This is a genomic window from Shinella sp. GW821-FHT10F02 (assembly GCF_058809275.1).
Window position 1 is genome coordinate 126,720 of the sequence record NZ_JBXASL010000006.1, and the last position, 18,479, is coordinate 145,198.

Consider the following 18,479-nt stretch of genomic DNA (forward strand, 5'->3'; position numbering starts at 1 on the left):
GACAAGGCGTTACAGAATGTCCGTTCGTCGACTAGCCGAAGACAATGTCCAACCCGCGAGCTTCGCCTTCACCAAGGAGAATGCAAGCTGGGCCAAGGCAACGATCAAGAAGTATCCGAAGGGCCGCGAGCAATCGGCGGTCATCCCGCTTCTGATGCGCGCGCAGGAGCAGGACGGCTGGGTCACCAAGGCCTCGATCGAAGCCATCGCCGACATGCTCGGCATGGCCTATATCCGAGTGCTCGAAGTCGCGACCTTCTATACACAGTTCCAGCTCGGGCCGGTCGGCACGCGCGCCCATGTCCAGGTCTGCGGCACGACGCCCTGCATGCTGCGCGGCGCGGAAGACCTCATCAACGTCTGCAAGAAGCGCATCCACGCCGAACCTCACCATCTCAACGAGAGCGGCACGCTCTCCTGGGAAGAGGTCGAATGTCTGGGCGCCTGCGTCAATGCGCCGATGATCATGATCTTCAAGGACAGCTTTGAAGACCTGACCGCGACGCAGCTCGAACACATCATCGACCGGTTCGATGCCGGCAAGGGCTCCACCGTGGAGACCGGCCCGCAGGTTGACCGCATCTTTTCCGCCCCGGTGGGCGGCCTCACCAGCCTCAACGAGCCGGAACCGGCCGCCAGGAAGGTGACGACCCGCGCCAAGAAGACCGAAGGCGACAGCGTCAGCGTTCCCCCGTCGAATGCCGCAAAGCCGACGACCGATGCGGTGGAGACCGATCCCAAGCTGAAGACGCCGGCAACCGCCAAGGCGGAAGCGGCCGCCAACACCAAAGCGACGGGCGACACGCGCGCCGAGGGCGGCGACAATGAAGCCAAGCAGCCGGCTGCTGCGGCCGGTAAGCCGTCGCTCGAAGACAAGGACCGTCCGGCCGGCATCGCGCGCCCCGTGACCGTGGACGACCTGAAGCTCATCTCGGGCGTTGGCCCGAAGATCGAGGGCATCCTGCACGAACTCGGCATCTTCACCTTCGCGCAGGTTTCCTCCTGGAAGCTGGAAGAGCGCGCCTGGGTCGATTCCTATCTGAATTTCAAGGGCCGCATCGAACGCGACGACTGGGTCAGGCAGGCCGAGGCGCTCGCAAAGGGCGGTGAAGCGGAATACATCCGCGTGTTCGGCAAGAAGCCGCGGTAAAGAGGTGAACCATGCTTAAAGACCAGGATCGCATCTTCACCAATATCTACGGCACGAAGGACAAGTCGCTGAAGGGCGCCATGGCCCGCGGCCATTGGGACGGCACCAAGGAGCTGCTCGAAAAGGGCCGCGACTGGATCATCAACGAGGTCAAGGCCTCCGGCCTGCGCGGCCGCGGCGGCGCCGGCTTCCCGACCGGTCTCAAGTGGTCCTTCATGCCGAAGGAATCCGATGGCCGTCCGCACTACCTCGTCGTCAATGCCGACGAATCTGAGCCCGGCACCTGCAAGGACCGCGACATCCTGCGCCACGATCCGCACACGCTGATCGAAGGCTGCGTCGTCGCCTCCTTCGCCATGGGCGCCAACGCTGCCTACATCTATGTGCGCGGTGAGTTCATCCGCGAGCGCGAGGCGCTCCAGGCGGCCATCGACGAGTGCTATGACGCCGGCCTGCTCGGCAAGAACAACAAGCTCGGCTACGACATCGACATCTACGTCCACCACGGCGCCGGCGCCTATATCTGCGGCGAAGAAACCGCGCTGCTGGAAAGCCTGGAAGGCAAGAAGGGCCAGCCGCGCCTGAAGCCGCCGTTCCCGGCGAATATGGGCCTCTACGGTTGCCCGACCACGGTCAACAACGTTGAATCGATCGCCGTCACGCCGACGATCCTGCGCCGCGGCGCGGCCTGGTTCTCCTCGTTCGGCCGCCCGAACAATGTCGGCACCAAGCTGTTCATGATGTCCGGCCACGTCAACCGGCCCTGCACGGTCGAGGAGGCCATGGGCATCTCCTTCAAGGAGATGGTTGAAAAGCACGGCGGCGGCATCCGCGGCGGCTGGGACAATCTTCTCGCCGTCATTCCGGGCGGCGCGTCCTGCCCGGTCGTCAAGGGCGAGGACATGATGAATGTCACGCTCGACTTCGACGGCCTGCGCGAGGTGAAGTCCTCCTTCGGCACCGGCGGCATGATCATCATGGATCGCTCGACGGACATCATCAAGGCGATCTGGCGCATCTCGGCCTTCTTCAAGCACGAGAGCTGCGGCCAGTGCACGCCGTGCCGCGAAGGCACCGGCTGGATGATGCGCGTCATGCAGCGCATGGTCACGGGCAATGCCCAGAAGCGCGAAATCGACATGCTGTTCGACGTGACGAAGCAGATCGAAGGTCACACGATCTGCGCGCTCGGCGATGCGGCTGCCTGGCCGATCCAGGGCCTCATCCGCAACTTCCGTCCGGAGATCGAGGCGCGCATCGACAAGTATACGGCAAACGCCACGGCGCATGGCGCCGTGCTTGAAGCAGCGGAGTAAAGGCGATGACGAAGCCGGCAGGACAGGATGCGAATGCAACCAGAGTTCAGCCGGCGCCAGTCGCCGGCGACGACCCTTTCGGTCTGGCGCCGTGGCTGAAGGAGATGCCGGGCGTGCCGCTGCATCCGCTGATGGCCCATCCGGTGGCGGCAATGGCCGCCACGACGGCGATCGGTTTCGGTATCGCCGGCCAGATGGCCGGGCTGATGCTGGGCATGATGAAGACCGCGACGGAGCGCGCCAGGGTGGCGCTCGACGAGGCGGCAGATGCCACGGCGGAAACGGTCGAGCCGGTCAAGGCGAAGCCGGTGCTGAGCGTGGTGGTGGCTGAGCCGGTGGCGAAGGCGGTGGCTGAGCCGGTGGCGAAGGCCGAACCGAAGATCGAGGTGGCGCGCGAAAGCGCGACGCCGAAGACGGTGGAAGCGAAGCCCGCGCGCAAGGCGCCGGCCGCGAAAGCCGCCAAGGCCGATGACCTGAAAGCGATTTCGGGCATCGGGCCGAAGCTGGAGCAGGTGCTGAACGGCATGGGCTTCCGGCGTTACGCCGACATCGCGGCCCTGAAGGCCGAGGATGTGGCGAGGATTGAAGCCGAACTCGGGTTCGCCGGGCGCATTGCTCGCGATCGCTGGGTGGAGCAGGCAAAGGCGCTGGTGAAGGGCAGGGGCTAAGCCCACCGGAACTGGCGAAATGGAACAAAGGCCGGCGGGACGGGCAGAGCGCCCAAAACAACGGCTGGAGAGAATGGCGCTGGCAAGACGCAGCGACTGCGTCAAAAGCGGGAATTGAGATATGGCAAAGCTGAAAGTCGACGGAAAAGAAATCGAAGTGCCGGATCACTTCACGCTGCTTCAGGCGTGCGAGGATGCGGGCGCCGAAGTTCCGCGCTTCTGTTTCCACGAGCGGCTGTCGGTTGCCGGCAACTGCCGCATGTGCCTCGTCGAGGTGAAGGGCGGCCCGCCGAAGCCGGCGGCCTCCTGCGCCATGAGCGTGCGCGACCTGCGCCCCGGCCCGAACGGCGAGCCGCCGGAAGTCTTCACCACCACGCCGATGGTCAAGAAGGCGCGCGAAGGGGTGATGGAGTTCCTGCTCATCAACCACCCGCTCGACTGCCCGATCTGCGACCAGGGCGGCGAATGCGACCTGCAGGACCAGGCGATGGCCTTCGGCATCGACAGTTCGCGCTACCAGGAAAACAAGCGCGCGGTCGAGGACAAGTATATCGGCCCGCTCGTCAAGACGATCATGAACCGCTGCATCCACTGCACGCGCTGCGTTCGTTTCACGACGGAAGTCGCCGGCATCACCGAGCTCGGCCTGATCGGCCGCGGTGAGGACGCCGAGATCACCACCTATCTCGAACAGGCGATGACCTCCGAGCTTCAGGGCAACGTGGTCGACCTCTGCCCGGTCGGCGCGCTCACCTCCAAGCCCTTCGCCTTCACGGCCCGTCCGTGGGAACTGAACAAGACCGAATCGATCGACGTCATGGACGCCGTCGGCTCGGCGATCCGCGTCGATACCCGCGGCCGCGAAGTCATGCGCATCCTGCCGCGCGTCAACGAAGAGATCAACGAAGAGTGGATCTCCGACAAGACCCGCTTCATCTGGGACGGCCTGAAGACCCAGCGCCTCGACCGTCCGTACGTTCGCAAGGACGGCCGTCTCCAGCCCGCCACCTGGGCAGAGGCTTTCGGTGCCATCAAGACCGCCGTTGCCGGCACGTCCGGTGATCGCATCGGCGCCATTGCCGGTGATCTCGCCTCCGTCGAGGAAATGTTCGCGCTGCGCGAGCTGATGACCGCGCTCGGCTCGACCAACATCGACTGCCGCCAGGACGGTTCCACGCTCGACCCGTCGCTCGGCCGCGCCAGCTACCTGTTCAACCCGACCATCGAAGGCATCGAAGAGGCCGATGCGCTGCTGATCGTCGGATCCAACCCGCGCTTCGAGGCGGCCGTGCTCAACGCCCGCATCCGCAAGCGCTGGCGGATGGACAATTTCCCGATCGGCGTGATCGGCGAACAGGGCGAGCTGCGCTACGGCTACGAATATCTCGGCGCCGGCACGGACACGCTCTCCGGCCTCATCGACGGTTCGGTCAAGTTTGCTGCCAAGCTCAAGAAGGCCCAGCGCCCGATGATCATCGTCGGCCAGGGTGCGCTGTCGCGTGCCGATGGCCTCGCCGTCCTCTCGGCCGTCACCAAGCTCGCCGAAAGCGTCGGCGCGGTGAAGGCGGACTGGAACGGCCTCGCCGTTCTCCACACCGCGGCGTCCCGCGTCGGCGGCCTCGATCTCGGCTTCGTGCCGGGCGAGGGCGGCAAGGTCGCAGCCGACATGCTTGATGGCACGGACGTGCTCTTCCTGCTCGGCGCCGACGAAATGGACTTTGCCAGGAAGACCGCCTTCACGGTCTATATCGGCTCGCACGGCGACAACGCGGCGCATGTCGCCGACGTCATCCTGCCGGGCGCGACCTACACCGAGAAGTCGGGCACCTGGGTCAACACCGAAGGCCGCGTCCAGGTGGGCAACCGCGCCGGCTTCGCGCCGGGCGACGCCCGCGAGGACTGGGCGATCCTGCGCGCGCTTTCCGACGTGCTGGGCAAGAAGCTGCCGTTCGATTCGCTGGTCCAGTTGCGCGCAAAACTCCACGCCGCACACCCGCATTTTGCCGCAGTCGACGAGATTGCGACGGGCGAAATCGCCGATCTTTCCGCACTTGCGAAAAAAGGCGGGACGATGGCGAATTCCGGGTTTGCGTCTCCGATCAAAGACTTCTATTTGACGAACCCGATAGCGCGCGCCTCCGCGGTCATGGCCGAGTGCTCGGCGCTGGCCCGCAACAATTTCAAAGCCGCGGCGGAATGAGCGCGAAGGAATAAGACGTTATGGACGCTTTCATTTCGACCTACGTTTGGCCTGGCCTGATCATGGTGGCCCAGTCGCTCCTGCTGCTGGTCGCGCTGCTGGTCTTCATCGCCTACGTGCTTCTCGCCGACCGCAAGATCTGGGCCGCCGTTCAGCTGCGCCGCGGCCCGAACGTCGTCGGCCCCTGGGGTCTCTTCCAGTCCTTCGCCGACCTTCTGAAGTTCGTCTTCAAGGAGCCGGTCATTCCGGCGACCGCCAACAAGGTGATCTTCCTTCTGGCCCCGCTCGTCTCGGTGACGCTGGCGCTCGCCACCTGGGCGGTCGTGCCGCTGAACGACGGCTGGGTCATCGCCAACATCAATGTCGGCATCCTCTACATCTTCGCGATCTCCTCGCTCGAAGTGTACGGTATCATCATGGGCGGCTGGGCTTCGAACTCGAAGTATCCGTTCCTCGGTGCGCTGCGCTCCGCCGCACAGATGGTGTCCTACGAAGTCTCGATCGGCTTCGTCATCGTCACCGTGCTGCTCTGCGTCGGCTCGCTGAACCTGACGGACATCGTCAACTCGCAGCGTGACGGCGTCGGCACGATGATCGGCCTGCCGGGTTCATTCCTGGATTGGCACTGGCTGGCGCTGTTCCCGATGTTCGTGGTGTTCTTCATCTCGGCGCTGGCCGAGACGAACCGCCCGCCCTTCGACCTGCCGGAAGCCGAATCCGAACTCGTCGCCGGCTTCATGGTCGAATACGGCTCCACCCCGTACATGATGTTCATGCTCGGCGAATATGCCGCCATCTGCCTCATGTGCGCGCTGACGACGATCCTCTTCCTCGGCGGCTGGCTGCCCCCGGTCGACGTCTGGTTCCTGAATTGGGTCCCGGGCATCATCTGGTTCGTGCTCAAGGCCTCCTTCGTCTTCTTCATGTTCGCGATGGTGAAGGCCTTCGTGCCGCGCTACCGCTACGACCAGCTCATGCGTCTGGGCTGGAAGGTCTTCCTTCCGATCTCGCTCGCCATGGTGGTCATCGTTGCATTCGTGCTGAAGCTCACGGGCTGGTCCGCATGAGGACCGCCCCGACCCTCAGCAGCATTGGAGCTTGAAATGGCTAGTCTTTCGCAAGCCGTAAATTCGCTGTTCCTCAAGGAATTCGTCGGCGCGTTCTTCCTGTCGATGCGCTACTTCTTCCGCCCGAAGGCGACGGTGAACTATCCCTTCGAAAAGGGCCCGGTCTCTCCGCGCTTCCGCGGCGAGCATGCGCTGCGCCGTTACCCGAACGGTGAGGAACGCTGCATCGCCTGCAAGCTGTGCGAGGCGATCTGTCCTGCCCAGGCGATCACCATCGAGGCGGGGCCGCGCCGCAACGACGGCACGCGCCGCACGGTGCGTTACGATATCGACATGGTGAAGTGCATTTATTGCGGCTTCTGCCAGGAAGCCTGCCCGGTCGACGCCATCGTCGAGGGACCGAACTTCGAGTTCGCGACCGAGACGCGCGAGGAGCTCTACTACGACAAGCAGAAGCTGCTCGAAAACGGCGATCGCTGGGAGCGGGAAATCGCCCGCAACATCGGCATGGATTCGCCTTACCGCTGATCGGCGGAAAGGCAAGATGAACGTAAGTGCCTGACGAGTGGTCGTCAGGCTTCGACGGGGAAGGGGGACCTTCTCCGGGGAAGACGAAAAGGCACCAAAATGGGTCTCCAGGCTCTATTCTTCTATCTCTTCGCCTTCGTGGCGGTGGCGTCCGCCTTCATGGTGATCTCGTCCAGGAATCCGGTCTATTCCGTGCTGTTCCTGATCCTCACCTTCTTCAATTCGGCAGGCCTGTTCCTGCTGACGGGCGCCGAATTCCTGGCGATGATCCTGCTGGTCGTCTATGTCGGCGCGGTCGCGGTTCTCTTCCTCTTCGTCGTGATGATGCTCGACATCGACTTTGCCGAATTGCGGGCAGGGGCGCTGGAATATGCGCCGGTCGGCGCGCTGATCGGGCTCATTCTTGCGGCCGAGCTGATCATCGTCGTCGGCGGCTCGACCTTTGCGCCGGAGATCGCCAAGAACATCTCGATGCCGATCCCGCCGGTCTCCGAACGGACGAACACGGCAGCGCTCGGCGACGTGCTCTACACGCACTACGTCTATTTCTTCCAGATCGCCGGCCTCGTGCTGCTCGTCGCCATGATCGGCGCGATCGTGCTGACGCTGCGCCACAAGCCACACATCAAACGCCAGAACATCTCGCAGCAGGTTGCCCGCACGCCGGAAACCGCCGTCGAGGTCGTCAAGGTGAAGCCCGGCCAGGGCATCTGAGGCAGCGCGGGACCAAGGAAAAGCAAAATGGAAATCGGTATTTCCCACTATCTCACCGTCAGCGCCATCCTCTTCACCCTCGGCGTCTTCGGCATCTTCCTCAACCGGAAGAACGTCATCGTCATCCTGATGTCGATCGAGCTCATCCTGCTTGCGGTCAACATCAACATGGTCGCGTTCTCGGCCTTCCTGAACGATATCGTCGGCCAGGTCTTCGCACTGTTCATTCTGACCGTCGCGGCTGCGGAAGCGGCCATCGGTCTTGCAATACTCGTCGTCTTCTACCGCAACCGCGGTTCGATCGCCGTCGAAGACGTCAATATGATGAAGGGCTGATCGGGTCATGGATACCATCATCAAGGCAATCGTCTTCCTTCCTTTGACCGGCTTCCTGATCGCCGGCATCGGCGGCAATGCTATCGGCGCCAAGGCGTCCGAATATGTCACCTCCGGCTTCATGATCCTGGCGGCAGTCCTGTCGTGGATCGTCTTCCTCGACGTCGCCATGGGCGAGACGGAGATGATCAAGGTCAGCGTGCTGCGCTGGATCCAGTCCGGCGGCTTCGATGTCGAATGGGCGTTCCGCGTCGATACGCTGACGGCCGTCATGCTCGTCGTCGTCAATTCGGTCTCGACGCTCGTGCACGTCTATTCGATCGGCTACATGCACCACGACCCGCATCGGCCGCGCTTCTTCGCGTACCTGTCGCTCTTCACCTTCGCCATGCTCATGCTGGTGACGTCGGACAACCTTCTCCAGATGTTCTTCGGCTGGGAAGGTGTGGGCCTCGCGTCCTACCTGCTGATCGGCTTCTGGTACAAGAAGCCGTCCGCCTGCGCCGCCGCGATGAAGGCCTTCATCGTCAACCGCGTCGGCGACTTCGGCTTTGCGCTCGGCATCTTCTCGGTCTTCGTGCTGTTCGGCTCGATCAATTTCGAGACGATCTTCGCCACCGCCGCGACCTACCTGCCGGCTGAAGGTGCCGCGGATGCCACCGCGCCCGTCATCAACCTCTTCGGCATGACGCTCGACAAGTCGCATGCGCTGACCGCCACCTGCCTGCTGCTGTTCATGGGCGCGATGGGCAAGTCGGCGCAGTTCCTGCTGCACACCTGGCTGCCGGACGCCATGGAAGGCCCGACCCCGGTTTCGGCCCTCATCCATGCCGCGACCATGGTCACCGCCGGCGTGTTCCTCGTCGCCCGCATGTCGCCGCTGTTCGAACTGTCGCACACCGCTCTGATGGTCGTGACGCTGATCGGCGCGATCACTGCCTTCTTCGCGGCGACCGTCGGCCTCGTGCAGAACGACATCAAGCGCGTCATCGCCTATTCGACCTGCTCGCAGCTCGGATACATGTTCGTGGCGCTCGGCATTGGTGCTTACGGTGCGGCGATCTTCCACCTCTTCACGCACGCCTTCTTCAAGGCACTGCTGTTCTTGGGCGCCGGCTCCGTCATCCACGCCGTCGATGGCGAGCAGGACATGCGCTACATGGGCGGCCTGCGCAAACACATCCCGATCACGTTCTGGATGATGACGATCGGCACGCTGGCGCTGACCGGCGTCGGCATCCCGGGCACGATCATCGGTTTCGCCGGCTTCTTCTCGAAGGACGCGATCATCGAATCGGCCTTCGCCTCGCACAGCCCCGTCGCCGGCTTCGCCTTCGTGCTCCTGGTCATCGCAGCCCTCTTCACCAGCTTCTATTCCTGGCGCCTTGCGTTCATGACCTTCTTCGGCAAGCCGCGCGCGTCCGCGGATGTCATGCACCACGTCCATGAATCCCCGGCCGTGATGCTGATCCCGCTCTACCTGCTCGCCGCCGGTGCGGTCGTCGCGGGCGTGATCTTCGTCGAGTATTTCTACGGCCATCACTATGGCGAGTTCTGGCAGGGCGCCCTGTTCACGCTGCCTGAGAACGAGCTGGTCAACGAGTACCACCACGTTCCACTGTGGGTGAAGTGGAGCCCGTTCGCCGCCATGGCGCTCGGCTTCGTCACCGCCTGGTACATGTACATCCGCTCGCCGGAAACGCCGAAATACCTCGCCGAGCAGCATCGCGGCCTCTACCAGTTCCTGCTCAACAAGTGGTACTTCGACGAACTCTACGACTTCCTCTTCGTCCGTCCCGCCATGCGGATCGGCAAGTTCCTCTGGAAGAAGGGTGACGGCACCGTCATCGACGGCCTCGGCCCGAACGGCATCGCCGCCCGCGTCATGGACGTCACGGATCGCGTCGTGCGCCTCCAGACCGGTTACCTCTATCACTACGCATTCGCGATGCTGCTGGGTATTGCAGCACTCGTCACCTGGATGATGCTCGGGAGCTCCCTCTGATGACCGATTGGCCCATTCTTTCAGCGGTCACATTCCTCCCGCTCGTCGGCGTGGCGCTTCTGCTGCTGACCCGCGAGGATAGCCCCTATGGCCGCCGCAACATCCTGAATGTCGCGCTTCTGACGACGGTCTTCACCTTCGTCCTCTCGCTCTTCATCTGGATCGGCTTCGACAATGCCAATCCGGGCTTCCAGATGGTCGAGAAGGCCGAATGGCTCGGCACCGGCATTTCCTACCATCTCGGCGTCGACGGCATCTCCATGCTGTTCGTCATCCTGTCGACCTTCCTGATGCCCTTCTGCGTGCTTGCAAGCTGGCATTCGGTCGAAAAGCGCCTGCGCGAATACATGATCGCCTTCCTGCTCCTGGAAGTGTTCATGGTCGGCGTCTTCGTGTCGCTCGATATCGTTCTGTTCTACGTCTTCTTCGAAGCCGGCCTCATTCCGATGTTCATCATCATCGGCGTGTGGGGCGGCAAGGATCGCGTCTACGCCTCCTACAAGTTCTTCCTCTACACGCTGCTCGGCTCGGTGCTGATGCTGCTCGCCATCATGGCGATGTACTGGCAGGCCGGCACGACCGACATCACCGAACTGCTCGCCTACAACTTCCCGGCCCAGATGCAGACCTGGCTGTGGCTCGCCTTCTTCGCATCTTTCGCGGTGAAGATGCCGATGTGGCCGGTGCATACCTGGCTTCCGGACGCACACGTCCAGGCGCCGACGGCGGGCTCGGTCATCCTGGCAGGCGTGCTCTTGAAGCTCGGCGGCTACGGTTTCATCCGATTCTCGCTTGCCATGTTCCCGCTGGCCTCGGACTATTTCGCGCCCTTCGTCTTCGCGCTGTCGGTCATCGCCATCATCTACACCTCGCTGGTGGCGCTGATGCAGGACGACATCAAGAAGCTGATCGCCTATTCGTCGGTCGCCCACATGGGCTACGTCACCATGGGCATCTTCGCGGCGAATGCGCAGGGTCTCCAGGGCGCCATCTTCCAGATGCTCTCGCACGGCATCGTCTCCGGCGCGCTCTTCCTCTGCGTCGGCGTCGTCTATGACCGGCTGCACACCCGCGAGATCTCGGCTTACGGCGGCCTCGTCAACAACATGCCGAAATACGCCGTCGCCTTCATGATCCTCACCATGGCGAATGTCGGCCTTCCCGGCACCTCCGGCTTCGTCGGCGAGATCATGACGCTGGTCGGCGTCTTCCGCGCCAACACCTGGGTCGCCTTCTTCGCCACGACGGGCGTCATCCTCTCGGCCTCCTATGCGCTCTGGCTCTATCGCCGCGTGATCTTCGGTGCGCTGGAGAAGGAAAGCCTGAAGTCGCTGCTCGACCTCGATCTGCGCGAAAAGCTGCTGCTCTACCCGCTCGTGATCCTCACGATCTTCTATGGCGTCTATCCGGCGCCGGTGTTCGATGCGACGGCGGCTTCGGTCGACGCGCTGCTCAATAACTACTCCGCGGCTCTGCAGGCGGCGCAACCTGTTGCGCTTTCGGCGAACTGACGACGGGACCCAAGACATGACTGCTGATACTATCCTCGCCAGCCTTCAGCTCTCGCTCCCGGAGATCATTCTTGCCGTCGGCGCACTCGCCCTGCTGATGATCGGTGTCTTCTCCGGCGAACGCTCGGGCACCACCGTCATCGGGCTTGCCGTCGCGCTTCTGATCATCTCCGGCCTCTGGCTGGTGCTCGCCACGGGCGAGGGCCAGGCCTATGGCGGCGCCTTCGTCTCCGATGCCTTCGCCAAGTTCATGAAGGTGCTGGCGCTGATCGGCTCCATCACCGCCATGGTGATGACCGTCGGCCATGCCCGCTCCGAACAGCTCGACCGCTTCGAGTTTCCGGTGCTCATCGTGCTGTCGACGCTCGGCATGCTGCTGATGATCTCCGCCAACAGCCTGCTGTCGCTCTACCTCGCGCTGGAACTCCAGTCGCTGGCGCTCTACGTCGTCGCCGCGATCAACCGCGACAGCCTGCGCTCGACGGAAGCCGGTCTGAAATATTTCGTGCTCGGCGCGCTCTCCTCCGGCATGCTGCTTTACGGCATGTCGCTGGTCTACGGCTTCACCGGCCATATCGGCTTCCAGGAAATCGCGGCAGCGCTGACCGCCGAAGGCCGTTCGCTCGGCCTCGTCTTCGGCCTGGTCTTCATCCTCGCCGGCCTTGCCTTCAAGATCTCGGCCGTGCCGTTCCACATGTGGACGCCGGACGTCTATGAAGGTGCGCCGACCCCCGTCACGGCCTTCTTCGCCGCCGCCCCCAAGGTCGCCGCCATGGCCATGCTGGTGCGCATCGTCATCGAGGCCTTCGAGCCGGTCGTCGCCGACTGGCAGCAGGTCATCGTCTTCATCTCGATCGCCTCCATGCTGCTCGGCTCGTTTGCCGCCATCGGCCAGCGCAACATCAAGCGCCTGATGGCCTATTCCTCGATCGGCCATATGGGCTATGCGCTGGTCGGCCTTGCCGCCGGCTCCATGGCCGGCGTTCGCGGCGTCGCACTCTACATGCTGATCTACATGGTCATGACGCTCGGCACCTTCGCCTGCATCCTCGCCATGCGCCGCAAGGAAGGCGGCAATGTCGAGAACATCGACGATCTCGCCGGCCTTTCCACGACCAACCCCTTCATGGCGACGGTCCTGACGATCCTGATGTTCTCGCTCGCCGGCATCCCGCCGATGGCAGGCTTCTTCGCGAAATACTTCGTCTTCATGGCGGCGATCGAAGCGCATCTCTACGCGCTCGCCATCATCGGCGTGCTCGCCTCGGTCGTCGGCGCCTACTACTACCTGCGCATCATCAAGGTCATGTGGTTCGACGAGGCGACCGGCGAGTTCGCCCGCACCGCCGGCGAACTGAAACTGGTCTTCGGCCTCTCCGGCCTGTTCGTCGTCGGCTATGTGCTGATCGGCGGCCCGATCGGTGCTGCTGCCGAAGCCGCGGCGCGGACCTTCTTTTGAGCGGGTCCGAAAATCCTTGGCCGATGTCGCTCGACGACTTCCGGCACGAGGCGCTCGCGGAAGTGGGCTCGACCAATACGGAATGCCTGGAGCGCGCCCGAAAGGGCGCGCTTTCCGGTCTCTGGATCACCGCGGAACGCCAGACGGGCGGGCGCGGCCGGCGCGGGCGGGCCTGGTTTTCCGAGCCCGGCAATCTCTACGCCTCGCTGATGCTGATCGACCCGGCGCCGATGGACCGGCTCGGCTCCCTGCCGCTCGCCGTCGCCGTCGCCGTGCAGGCCGCCGTCAGCCGCATCATGCCGCTCGACGCGCCGGATGTGCTGGTCAAATGGCCGAACGACATTCTCGTCGACCGTCGAAAAGTCTGCGGCATCCTGATCGAGGGCGAGACGCTGCCCGATGGCCGGCATGGACTGGTCATCGGCATCGGCATCAATGTCGCCGTGGCGCCCGATGCGGGCCTCTATCCGGTCGCCACTTTGCGTGATTTCGGCGCTTCCACTTCCCCTGACGAATTGTTCGCCTATCTCTTCCAGTCGATGGCGGAAACCCTGTCGCTGTGGAACGCCGGACGAGGGATTTCGGCCATCATGGAACGCTGGAAAAAGGTCGCCGGCGGCATCGGGGAAAACATAACGGTCAACCTTCCCGACCGTTCTATTTCCGGGCGCTTTTCCGGAATTGATGATACAGGTCTCCTGAAACTGGAGATGGATGACGGCGGCACGCGACTGATCGCGGCCGGCGATGTGTTTTTTGGATAGGAATTTTTGAAGCCGATGGCAAAAGAAGACGAACTGGTATTCCTGCCGCTGGGCGGCGTCGGCGAAATCGGCATGAACCTCGCGCTTTACGGCTACGGCCCGAAGGCCAGCCGCCAGTGGATCATGGTCGATTGCGGCGTCACCTTTCCGGGGCCGGACCTGCCGGGCGTCGATCTGGTGCTGCCCGATATCCGCTTCCTCGCCAAGGAGCGCGAGAAGCTCAAGGGCATCATCATCACCCATGCGCACGAGGACCATTACGGCGCGCTGAACGAGCTGTGGCCGGGCCTCAACGTACCGGTCTATGCCTCGCCGTTCACCGCCGGCATGCTGGAAGCCAAGCGCAATTACGAGAAAAGCCGCACGGAAATCCCGATCACCATTTTCAAGGAGGGCGACCGCATCAATGTCGGGCCGTTCGAGATCGAGGCGATCGGCGTCAACCACTCCATTCCCGAGCCGATGTCGCTGGCGATCAAAACACCGCTCGGCACCGTCATCCACACCGGCGACTGGAAGATCGACCTCGACCCGTCGCTCGGACCGCTCACCGACGAGACGCGCTTCCGCAAGCTCGGCGACGAAGGCGTGCTGGCGCTGATCTGCGACAGCACCAATGCCCTTCGCGACGGCGTCTCGCCCTCCGAGCGCGAGGTCTCGGAAAGCCTCACCAAGATCATCGAGAGCGCCGAGGGCAGGGTGGGCATCACCACCTTCTCGTCCAATGTCGGCCGCATCCGCTCGATCGCGCAGGCCGCCGAAGCCGCCGGCCGCGAGGTGCTGCTGCTCGGCAGTTCCATGAAGCGCGTGACAGAGGTCGCCCGCGACATCGGCCTGATGGAAGGCCTGAAACCCTTCATCGCGGAAGACGAGTTCGGCTACATCCCGCGCGACAAGGTCGTCGTCATCCTGACCGGTAGCCAGGGCGAGCCCCGTGCGGCGCTCGCCAAGATTGCCCGCGACGAGATGCGCAACGTCGCCTTTACCGATGGCGACACGATCATCTTCTCCTCGCGCGCCATTCCCGGCAACGAGAAGGCGATCAACGACATCAAGAACGGCCTGGTCGACCAGGGCATCAACGTCATCACGGACAGCGAGGCGCTGGTGCACGTCTCCGGCCACCCGCGCCGGCATGAATTGCAGCAGATGTACGGCTGGACGCGCCCCAAAATGGTTGTGCCCGTGCACGGCGAGGCAGCGCACCTGACGGCGCACGCCCAGCTTGCCGAACAGTCCGGCATCGCGCAGGTGCCGCGCGTGCGCAATGGCGATGTCCTGAAGCTCGCCCCCGGCGTGCCCGAGGTCATCGACCACGCCCCCTTCGGCCGCATCTTCAAGGATGGCAACCTCATCGGCGACTACGAGGAAATGGGCATCGGCGACCGCCGCAAGCTCGCCTTCGTCGGCCACGTCGCTGTCAGCATCCTGCTCGACAACCGCTTCGATTTCATGGCTGATCCCGAGGTCGAACCCTTCGGCCTGCCGCAGTTCGACGACGAGGGCGAGGACATGGGCGACACACTCTACGACGCCGTGCTCGGCGCCGTCGAAAGCATCCCGCGCGCCCGCCGCAAGGACCTCGAGATGGTGCGCGAAGCCGTGCGCCGCGCCGTGCGCTCCACGGCAAACGAGATCTGGGGCAAGAAGCCTGTGGTCACGGTGTTTTTGACGAAGGTGTGACGGACCGTTGTAAGAGCGCGGCAAACTCCTAATGATCTCCCCCCTTGAGGGGGAGATGTCGGCGAAGCCGACAGAGGGGGGTACGACGGTGCGGCATCGAAAACGGCTGGCGGTGGATGGGATTTACCCCCCTCTGCCCTGCCGGGCATCTCCCCCTCAAGGGGGGAGATCGGCGGGCCGCAACGTCGCCGGTTCACTCTTCGGCCCCGTATGATTGTCTTGCTGCCTGTACGGATGAAGAGGACCCCATGCTCGGCAAAGTCAACCACATCGCCATCGCCGTGCCGGACATGGCCGCGGCCGTGGCGACCTACCGCGATACGCTCGGCGCAAAAGTCTCCCCGCCACAAGCGCTGCCCGAGCATGGCGTGACGGTGGTCTTCGTCGAGCTGCCGAACACCAAGGTGGAACTGCTGGAGCCGCTCGGCGGGGCCTCGCCGATCAACGCCTTCCTCGAAAAATCCCCCGCCGGCGGCATGCACCATATCTGCTATGAGGTGGATGACATTCTCGCTGCCCGCGACCGGCTGGTGGCGCGCGGCGCGCGTGTGCTGGGCGACGGCAATCCGAAGATCGGCGCCCATGGCAAACCGGTGCTCTTCCTGCATCCCAAGGATTTTTTCGGCACGCTGGTCGAGCTCGAAGAGGTGTGACAGCACGCCGCCCTCATGCCGTTTGAACTTCACCTGCGACCGGCGTAAAAGACCGGCTATCGCACGAGGGTCTCATCCATGCAGTGGTTTTCCTACTTCGCCGTCTATTTCATCGTCTGGTGGATGACGCTCTTTGCCGTGCTGCCCTTCGGGCTGAAGACGCAGGCCGAAGCCGAGGAGGTGGTGCCCGGCACGGTGGAAAGCGCGCCGGCACGTTTTCGGGGCGGCCGCGTGATGCTGATCACGACGATCGTTTCCGCCGTGGTCTACGGCTGTTGGTACTTCCTGTCGGTGCGGCTGGGCTACGGCATCGACTCCATCCCGCAATTCATGCCGGATTTTAAATAGGCGCCCGCCACAAAGGTTAACGGTGTCACGACGGCCGGAAGCATGATTTTCCAGCCCCTCCGGGGAGCGCTGGAAAAGTCTTTCTTTGCCCCCTGTCATAATGACCGGCAAAAACCCCGAAAAAACGGCGCATAAGCACCCTGCAGAGCGCATCGTGGCACGGCTGGCTTTACCCCGCGTGAGGCGGAGTGTCGCAGGAGCGGGGAGGTGTGCGGCTTTGACGCACGGACCCGGCGGGCGGGCTCGCCAGAGGGAGGGCCGGCTTGGCAAAAGGCAAAAAAAAACAAGGCTGAAAGCCTTGTTTTACAGGTATCGCGTGATCTTTATCCGTTGTGCGGTGGCAGCGTCTACGCGCGCCAAAGATCTGATCCTCCCAAGACTTGACCGCGAAATGGCAAGAATTTGTACTTCCTGCCTGTTTTGTGGCCTGAAACTAGCCCAAAGCTTAGGCGTTGTCATCCGCTTTTTTTGCATTTTTGCTACACTGGAATAAAATTTTTCCATTGACAACCTGCACGCAATTTCTGTTATTGACGCCCCCATTTTTCCGCCACATTTGTCGCATCCGTCGGTGACGGTGGACAGTGCGCCGACTCAATGCACGGGCTGGGCCTGCCGGGTTCCCTTCCTCCGGCGAAGCGTTTATGAACGCATCAAAATCAACGTCATTTTGCCCGATTCCCCGAATAGGGCGGATCAGTCAGTCCGGAACCCGATATGCGCCTTTCCCGCTTCTTCCTGCCCATCCTCAAGGAAAACCCCAAGGAGGCCGAGATCGTCTCGCACCGGCTGATGCTGCGTGCGGGCATGGTCAAGCAACAGTCCCAGGGCATCTATACCTGGCTGCCGCTGGGCAAGCGCGTCCTCGACAAGGTCAACGCCATCATCCGCGAGGAGCAGAACCGCGCCGGCGCCGTCGAGCTTTTGATGCCGACGCTGCAATCCGCCGAACTCTGGCAGGAAAGCGGCCGCTACGACGCCTATGGCAAGGAGATGCTGCGCATCAAGGACCGCCAGGAGCGCCCCATGCTCTACGGCCCGACGAACGAGGAGATGATCACCGACGTCTTCCGGTCCTATGTGAAGTCCTACAAGGACCTGCCGCTCAACCTCTACCATATCCAGCTGAAGTTCCGCGACGAGATCCGCCCGCGCTTCGGCACCATGCGCTCGCGCGAGTTCCTGATGAAGGACGCCTATTCCTTCGATCTCAACCGTGAAGGCGCGGTGCACGCCTATAACCGCATGTTCTCGGCCTATCTCCGCACCTTCTCGCGCATGGGCCTGCGCGCCATTCCGATGCGCGCCGATACCGGCCCGATCGGCGGCGATCTCAGCCACGAATTCATCATCCTCGCCGATACGGGCGAATCGGAAGTCTTCTGCCACAAGGACTTCCTGAACTTCGACGTCCCGGCCGAAGACACCAACTTCGAGGATGTTGCAGGCCTCAAGGCGATCTTCGACAAGTGGACCTCGCGCTACGCCGCGACCTCCGAAATGCACGACGCGGCCGCTTTCGAGGCGGTTGCGGAAGGCGAGCGGCTGTCCGCCCGCGGCATCGAGGTCGGCCACATCTTCTATTTCGGCACGAAATATTCCGAAGCCATGGGCGCCAAGGTGCAGGGGCCGGACGGCAAGGAGCACATCGTACACATGGGCTCCTACGGCATCGGCCCGACGCGCCTCGTTCCGGCGATCATCGAAGCCTCCCATGACGAGAACGGCATCATCTGGCCGAAGGCTGTCGCCCCCTTCGAGGCGATCGTCATCAACATGAAGTCCGGCGACGACGCCTGCGACGCGGCCTGCGAAAAGATCTACGCCGAACTGCTGAAGGCCGGCGTCGACGTGCTCTATGACGACAAGGACGAGCGGGCAGGCGCCAAGTTCGCGACGGCCGACCTCATCGGCGCACCGGTGCAGGTCATTGCCGGCCCGCGCGGCGTCGCCAATGGCGAAGTCGAGATCAAGGACCGCAAGACCGGTGCGCGCGAGACGCTGACCATCGAGGCGGCGATCAACCGCCTGACGTCCGGTAATTGATGCGGCGTGCCGGCGCCGGGGCAACGGGAGG

Annotated in this window: 16 protein-coding genes; all 16 read left to right on the plus strand. The window is 63.3% G+C overall.

Annotated features, from left to right (window positions below):
- The first annotated feature begins 16 nt into the window (after nt 1–16).
- A complete protein-coding gene (locus AC1RWL_RS19305) occupies nt 17–1,150 on the plus strand; it encodes an NADH-quinone oxidoreductase subunit E (protein ID WP_493096309.1) in 1,134 nt (377 codons plus the stop codon).
- 11 nt (nt 1,151–1,161) lie between these two features.
- Nucleotides 1,162–2,466 (plus strand): NADH-quinone oxidoreductase subunit NuoF, encoded by a 1,305-nt coding sequence (gene nuoF / locus AC1RWL_RS19310; RefSeq protein ID WP_256118998.1) that lies wholly within the window; start codon nt 1,162–1,164, stop codon nt 2,464–2,466.
- A gap of 5 nt (nt 2,467–2,471) precedes the next feature.
- Entirely contained in the window at nt 2,472–3,134 is a 663-nt protein-coding gene (locus AC1RWL_RS19315) for a helix-hairpin-helix domain-containing protein (protein ID WP_493096308.1), read from the plus strand.
- A 121-nt stretch (nt 3,135–3,255) separates the two neighbouring features.
- Complete coding sequence (nuoG, locus tag AC1RWL_RS19320) at nt 3,256–5,334, plus strand: NADH-quinone oxidoreductase subunit NuoG (RefSeq protein ID WP_493096307.1); 2,079 nt, start codon at nt 3,256–3,258, stop codon at nt 5,332–5,334.
- A 20-nt stretch (nt 5,335–5,354) separates the two neighbouring features.
- The gene (gene nuoH, locus AC1RWL_RS19325) at nt 5,355–6,401 is read left to right on the plus strand and encodes an NADH-quinone oxidoreductase subunit NuoH (protein ID WP_069059114.1); all 1,047 of its coding nucleotides are present in this window, start codon (nt 5,355–5,357) and stop codon (nt 6,399–6,401) included.
- A gap of 36 nt (nt 6,402–6,437) precedes the next feature.
- Nucleotides 6,438–6,929 (plus strand): NADH-quinone oxidoreductase subunit NuoI, encoded by a 492-nt coding sequence (nuoI, locus tag AC1RWL_RS19330; protein WP_256119002.1) that lies wholly within the window; start codon nt 6,438–6,440, stop codon nt 6,927–6,929.
- A 99-nt stretch (nt 6,930–7,028) separates the two neighbouring features.
- A complete protein-coding gene (locus AC1RWL_RS19335) occupies nt 7,029–7,643 on the plus strand; it encodes an NADH-quinone oxidoreductase subunit J (protein ID WP_435265318.1) in 615 nt (204 codons plus the stop codon).
- Nucleotides 7,644–7,670: 27 nt separating this feature from the next.
- Complete coding sequence (gene nuoK, locus AC1RWL_RS19340; protein WP_160860343.1) at nt 7,671–7,979, plus strand: NADH-quinone oxidoreductase subunit NuoK; 309 nt, start codon at nt 7,671–7,673, stop codon at nt 7,977–7,979.
- Between the two features lie 7 nt (nt 7,980–7,986).
- Nucleotides 7,987–9,984 (plus strand): NADH-quinone oxidoreductase subunit L, encoded by a 1,998-nt coding sequence (gene nuoL, locus AC1RWL_RS19345; RefSeq protein WP_493096306.1) that lies wholly within the window; start codon nt 7,987–7,989, stop codon nt 9,982–9,984.
- On the plus strand, nt 9,984–11,495 hold the full coding sequence (locus tag AC1RWL_RS19350; RefSeq protein ID WP_435265320.1) for an NADH-quinone oxidoreductase subunit M: 1,512 nt from the start codon (nt 9,984–9,986) through the stop codon (nt 11,493–11,495). Before nuoL ends, AC1RWL_RS19350 begins: the two co-directional genes overlap by 1 nt.
- Before the next feature lie 16 nt (nt 11,496–11,511).
- The gene (gene nuoN / locus AC1RWL_RS19355) at nt 11,512–12,954 is read left to right on the plus strand and encodes an NADH-quinone oxidoreductase subunit NuoN (RefSeq protein ID WP_256119006.1); all 1,443 of its coding nucleotides are present in this window, start codon (nt 11,512–11,514) and stop codon (nt 12,952–12,954) included.
- A gap of 23 nt (nt 12,955–12,977) precedes the next feature.
- Nucleotides 12,978–13,718, plus strand: coding sequence for a biotin--[acetyl-CoA-carboxylase] ligase (locus AC1RWL_RS19360; protein WP_493096305.1), 741 nt, complete (start codon nt 12,978–12,980; stop codon nt 13,716–13,718).
- 15 nt (nt 13,719–13,733) lie between these two features.
- Nucleotides 13,734–15,401: a ribonuclease J gene (locus tag AC1RWL_RS19365; protein ID WP_493096304.1), complete on the plus strand. Its 1,668-nt coding sequence runs from the start codon at nt 13,734–13,736 to the stop codon at nt 15,399–15,401.
- Nucleotides 15,402–15,649: 248 nt separating this feature from the next.
- Nucleotides 15,650–16,054 carry a methylmalonyl-CoA epimerase gene (gene mce / locus AC1RWL_RS19370; protein WP_493096303.1) on the plus strand — a complete coding sequence of 135 codons (405 nt, stop codon included), beginning with the start codon at nt 15,650–15,652 and terminating at the stop codon, nt 16,052–16,054.
- Between the two features lie 78 nt (nt 16,055–16,132).
- Nucleotides 16,133–16,402, plus strand: a complete 270-nt coding sequence (locus tag AC1RWL_RS19375; RefSeq protein ID WP_493096302.1) for a DUF1467 family protein — start codon at nt 16,133–16,135, stop codon at nt 16,400–16,402.
- A 717-nt stretch (nt 16,403–17,119) separates the two neighbouring features.
- On the plus strand, nt 17,120–18,448 hold the full coding sequence (proS, locus tag AC1RWL_RS19380) for a proline--tRNA ligase (protein ID WP_493096301.1): 1,329 nt from the start codon (nt 17,120–17,122) through the stop codon (nt 18,446–18,448).
- Nucleotides 18,449–18,479: the final 31 nt, after the last annotated feature.